Source organism: Methylobacterium sp. B1 (assembly GCF_000333255.1).
In the GTDB taxonomy this organism is placed as follows: Bacteria; Pseudomonadota; Alphaproteobacteria; order Rhizobiales; family Beijerinckiaceae; genus Methylobacterium; species Methylobacterium fujisawaense.
Map to the genome: position 1 here is coordinate 1 of NZ_BACT01001033.1, position 4764 is coordinate 4764.

Here is a 4764-nt window from a genome sequence, read left to right on the forward strand (position 1 = left end):
CGGGAATGCGAATTTTTATTCCCGATTCCGCGTCAGATCGTCGCAGTTTTCGATAAAAATTCAACGATCTCAATTGCTTGAGTGGAATGAGGGTCCGGCTTGTTTTGCGCCGCAAAACAAGGTCAATTTTTGCGCGCTCTCGTGCTGCAGCGCAAAGATCGCGTCTTCGCGATGCTGTCGAGAGGCACGGGGCCCCAGCGAAGACGGCGCTCGATGCGAAAGCGCCTGGAGCGCGCCCTGGGAAAGGCAAGCCCGGTCAGTTTTTGCGCATTCGCCGAATTCGAGAGAACTCGACACGTATCGGCAGCCAGATACCGATTGACACGAAGCACATCTCTGTAATCCTAAAGGCAGGCGCCGACGTCCAAGGCGCCTCGACGCTGAGATCAGACAATAGATCGAGCAGAATAAACTTCTTCTTGAATCTCAATCAGGAGAACGATCATGCAGGACAGCATCGATACCGTCCGCGAGCTGAGCGCCACCGAGCTTGACCAGGTGGGCGGCGGCCTCGGGGTCGGCCTCACCGTCGGCCTGGGGGTCGACGCAAGCCAGGAACTCGGTGCGGTCTCGGGGGTCGTCGGCCAAGCGGGCAGCCTCGTGAGCGGCTTGGTGGGCAGCGTGCTCGGCGCGGTTGGCGGCCTCGTAGGCGGCGTGACCGGCGCCCTTCGCTGACGGAGGAGAATCGGGAGGGCGGCCGCGAGGCCGCCCTCCTCAGGCGCCCGAGGGCGATGAAGCCGGAACCGACTGGCCCGCATGGACAGCACGCCCGAGACCATCACGTACGCCACCAGCGGCAGTTCCGGACATCTCTCCGGCCGTCCCGAGCTGACCTGCTGCGCACCGGGCGACCGCGGTCTCCCGGAGATCACCTTCATCGACTTCCGCTTCGCCACCGGGGGGTGGAGCACGCATGCGGTCTCCGGTCTCGAAGTCGCCGCCAGCACGCAGCCCGCGGGGGCGCATCACGAGGTCGATTACGAGATCGCGGCGCGGTTGAGCGACCGCGAGGGCCTGCTGGTCCGGCGCCCCGGTCTGCACGGCACGACCCGTTGGGTCGGCCCGTACACCGGCCGGGTCCTGTCCTTCTCGGCGGCGGCCGTCGAGCGCCTCGCGGAAGCGCCGATCGGGAAGATCGCGTTTGCGACCGACGGGCGCGACCTCCGCGCCTGCCGGAGCACCTGTCACATCCTCAGCGCGCTGAGCTGCGCGCATCGGGACGATCCTTCGCCCGACCCGCTTTTGATCGAGAGCCTCCATCTGGCGGTCCTGCGCTCGGTCATCGCGGTCCGCACGGCGGGCCGGTCGGCCGGACCCGATCTGTCGGCATCGCAGGCCGGGCGCGCCTGCGCGTATATCCGGGAACACCTGGACCGAGAGATCACCGTGTCGGCCCTGGCCGGGATCGTCGGGCTCAGCGAGGGCTACTTCATCCGGGCCTTCCGCCAGAGCACCGGGGTGACGCCGTACCAGTACATCATGCGCGAGCGCGTCGGCCGGGCCGAGGCCCTGATCCGCTCCGGCGCGGGGTCCATGGCGGAGGTCGCCGCGCGGTCGGGCTTCACGAGCGCCGGCGCCATGAGCCGGACGTTCCGGAAGCTGGTCGGGCGCTCGCCGACCGGGCGCACGGCCGGCCGACGCGCCTGAGCGCCTAGCCGGCGGCCCGCCCCGTCGCCCCGCGAAACAGGTCCTCCATCTCGCGCCGGACGCGGATCGCCTCCTGGTCGGCCTCGTACGCGACGTCGCTCCAGCGCACGGCCCGGCCGGCGGGCACGTCGGTCTTGAGGACCATGTTGTGGGCGAGCCCGATCGGCAGGGCGTCCTGCGCCAGGGACTCCGCCGCCGGCATCAGCTTGCCGTAGACGGTGAACCCGCCCTCGCCGTCGAGCCGCTCGCCCGCCCGCAGGGCGCGCTTGGCGGTGGCGGCGACGTCGCCGCGCCAGTCGCCGGTGGCACCCGTGGCCTCGCCGCGGACCGCGATGGAAGCCACCGAGATCCCGAGCTCCAGCCCGATCAGGTGATAGGGCTTGTAGGTGGCGGCGAACCGGCCGCTGGCGTCGGTCTTGAGGCCGTACTGGGCGAAGCAGTCGCGCACGTAGGGGCTCGGCGCCTCGAACACCGCGTAGACGCCCCAGCGCAGGTCCCGGAACACCGGGCGCCCGTCCCGCTCGACGGACGAGACCACCTCGACGGTGCCGCGCTCGGTGAGGAGGCCGCCATCCGCCACGGGCTTCAGGATGCTCGGCAGGTCGTCGACGCCGCAGGGCGGGAAGGCGAGGCCGTCGCGCGGGGGGGTGAGCCCGCAGGCATTGGCCACCGCGGCCATCTCCAGGGCCGACTTGGTGCCGTCGAGGAAGGAGTTGAACATCTGCGGGTTGAAGTCGCCGCCCGCGACCTGGCTCTCGCTGAAGCCGTAATGGCCCCAGACCGTGTCGGGCGTGGAGGCGTGGTAGGCCGGCAGGTACTTGGTGCCCTTGCCGGCGCAGATCACCTCCAGCCCGATCGTGCGCGCCCAGTCGACCAGCTCGGCGATGAGCGCCGGCTGGTCGCCCGAGGCCATGGAGTAGATCACCCCGGCCTCGGCCGCCTTGCGCGCCAGCAGCGGCCCGGCCAGCACGTCGGCCTCGACGTTGACCATCACGATGTGCTTGGCCGCCGCGAAGGCCCGCAGCGCGTGGCGGATTCCGGCGGCCGGGCTGCCGGTGGCGTCGATGACGATGTCCACGAACGGGCTCGCGATCATCGCGTCGGCATCCTCGGTGACGAGGGTCGTGCCGGCCCGGGCGGCCTCCTCCAGCCCGCGCGCCGCGAACCGGGCCTCCTCCCAGCCGACCCGCCGCAGCGACGCGCGCGCCCGGTCGGGCGACAGATCGGCCACGGCGATCAGGTGGATCCCGGGCGTGCGTGGCGCCTGCGAGAGGTACATCGCGCCGAACTTGCCGGCCCCGATCAGGCCGACCCGGACGGGCCGGCCCTCGTCGGCGCGCCGCTGCAGCTTGGCGAAGAGGGACATGGGGCGTTCTCCCTGGGGGCGCACGGTCGGGCTCGGGTCCCGCCGCGTTTGCCGCGTTGTTTGGACCTGCACCTAGCGCGGCTCGCGATCCCGTTGAGACCCGCCGCATGACAAGACTGACATAACCGTTGCGACCGAGGGGACGCGCGCCGGACCCTGCGCCGCCCGTGTCTCCGGGTTCCGGGCTCGCCTCCGGCGCCCCGGATCGACGGCGTGAGGCGCCCGCCTGTCGCCGAAGCGATCCGGCCGACGACGATCACCGCGCCCATGTCTTTCCGCGCCAACATCTTTCCGCGTCAGGCCGGAACCGCCCGGCTCTCCACCTCCACGTCGAGCAGCCAGCGGCGGAAGGCCCGGATCTTCTCCAGGGCCCCGTCGCGCTCGCGGTAGCAGATGAAGTGCAGGTCCCGGGACAGGCTCTCGAACCGCCCGCCGCCGAGGCGCACCAGCTGCCCGGCGGCGAGTTCGTCCCGGGCGAACCGCAGGGTCTCCAGCGCCACGCCGAGCCCCTGGACGGCCGCCGAGATCACCAGCGAACCCCGGTCGAAGGCCGCGCCCGACGCGCCGGTCGGGACGGGCAGGCCGTTATGGGCGAACCAGTCCGGCCAGCGGATGGGGCTGAAGGATGAGTCCAGCCGGGTGAAGGCCCCGGCCGACCCCGCGGCCCGGGCAACCTCCGGCGTGCACAGGGCGGCGATCTCCTCCGGCCCTAGGGACTCGACGGTCAGGCCGGGCCCGCGCGGCGGCCGGCCGTAGGCGATCAGGATGTCGATCTCCTCGTGCCGGGCGAGATCCAACGGGTCGGCGCTGGTGGAAAGGCGGATGGCGATGCCGGGATGCGTCTCCACGAAGGCGGGGAGCCGGGGCCCCAGCCACTTCGCCGCGAAGCTCGGCGTGCAGTGGACGGCCAGCGACGAGGGCGGCGGCGGGCTCAGCTCGGCACAGACCGCCTCGATGGCGTCGAAGGCGCTGGAGAGCCCCGCGAGCAGGCGCTGGCCGTCGGCGGTGAGCGTCGCCTGACGGTTCGCCCGCCGGAACAGAGCCCGTCCGAACCAGCGCTCCAGGGCGCGGATCTGGTGACTCACCGCCGAGGGCGTGAGGTGCAGCTCCTCGCTCGCCCGCGCGAAGCTGCCGAGGCGCGCGGCCGCCTCGAAGGCCCGCAGGGCGGGGAAGCTCGGGATCCGGCGCATGGGACAATCCGTGAATTGAATTCACGAAAAGCGTGAAAAATCGTCGTTTGTCAACGATTGGACGCAGCACGATAGTGCCGGCCGCGCCGCGCAGACGGTGGCGAAACGATAAAGTCTAGGGAGACATCGGAATGGCACAGGGGGTCATGACCCTCGTCGAGCCCAGTATCGACGAGACGACGCGGGTCTACCGCAAGGTTACGTGGCGCCTCGTGCCGTTCCTGTTCGCCTGCTACGTCGCGGCCTATCTCGACCGCGTCAATGTCGGTTTCGCCAAGCTGCAGATGCTGAGCGACCTGCAGTTCAGCGAGACCGTCTACGGCCTCGGCGCCGGGATCTTCTTTCTCGGCTACTTCCTGTTCGAGGTGCCGAGCAACATGATCCTCCACAAGGTCGGCGCCCGGATCTGGATCGCCCGGGTCATGCTGAGCTGGGCCGTCATCTCGGCGGCCATGATGTTCGTGACCTCGCCGACCTGGTTCTACGTCCTGCGCTTCCTGCTGGGCCTCGCCGAGGCGGGCCTGTTCCCGGGCGTGATCCTCTACCTGACCTACTGGACCC

Annotated in this window: 5 protein-coding genes; 3 read left to right on the plus strand and 2 right to left on the minus strand. The window is 70.3% G+C overall.

Annotated features, from left to right (window positions below; translation table 11 throughout):
- Positions 1–444 precede the first annotated feature (444 nt).
- Entirely contained in the window at positions 445–675 is a 231-nt protein-coding gene (locus tag I53_RS28895; protein WP_043357549.1) for a hypothetical protein, read from the plus strand.
- Positions 676–756: 81 nt separating this feature from the next.
- Positions 757–1647, plus strand: a complete 891-nt coding sequence (locus tag I53_RS28900) for an AraC family transcriptional regulator (RefSeq protein ID WP_043357551.1) — start codon at positions 757–759, stop codon at positions 1645–1647.
- A 4-nt stretch (positions 1648–1651) separates the two neighbouring features.
- Here the strand turns inward: I53_RS28900 and I53_RS28905 are convergent, their stop codons facing one another.
- Both I53_RS28905 and I53_RS28910 read right to left on the minus strand, forming a co-directional pair.
- Positions 1652–3013, minus strand: coding sequence for an NAD(P)H-dependent oxidoreductase (locus tag I53_RS28905; RefSeq protein ID WP_043357553.1), 1362 nt, complete (start codon positions 3011–3013; stop codon positions 1652–1654).
- A 296-nt stretch (positions 3014–3309) separates the two neighbouring features.
- Positions 3310–4203 carry a LysR substrate-binding domain-containing protein gene (locus tag I53_RS28910; protein WP_043357555.1) on the minus strand — a complete coding sequence of 298 codons (894 nt, stop codon included), beginning with the start codon at positions 4201–4203 and terminating at the stop codon, positions 3310–3312.
- A 131-nt stretch (positions 4204–4334) separates the two neighbouring features.
- On the opposite strand from I53_RS28910, the gene I53_RS28915 reads away from it, so the two are divergent.
- The coding region (locus I53_RS28915) for an MFS transporter (RefSeq protein WP_043357558.1) at positions 4335–4764 on the plus strand (430 nt) is incomplete at its 3' end.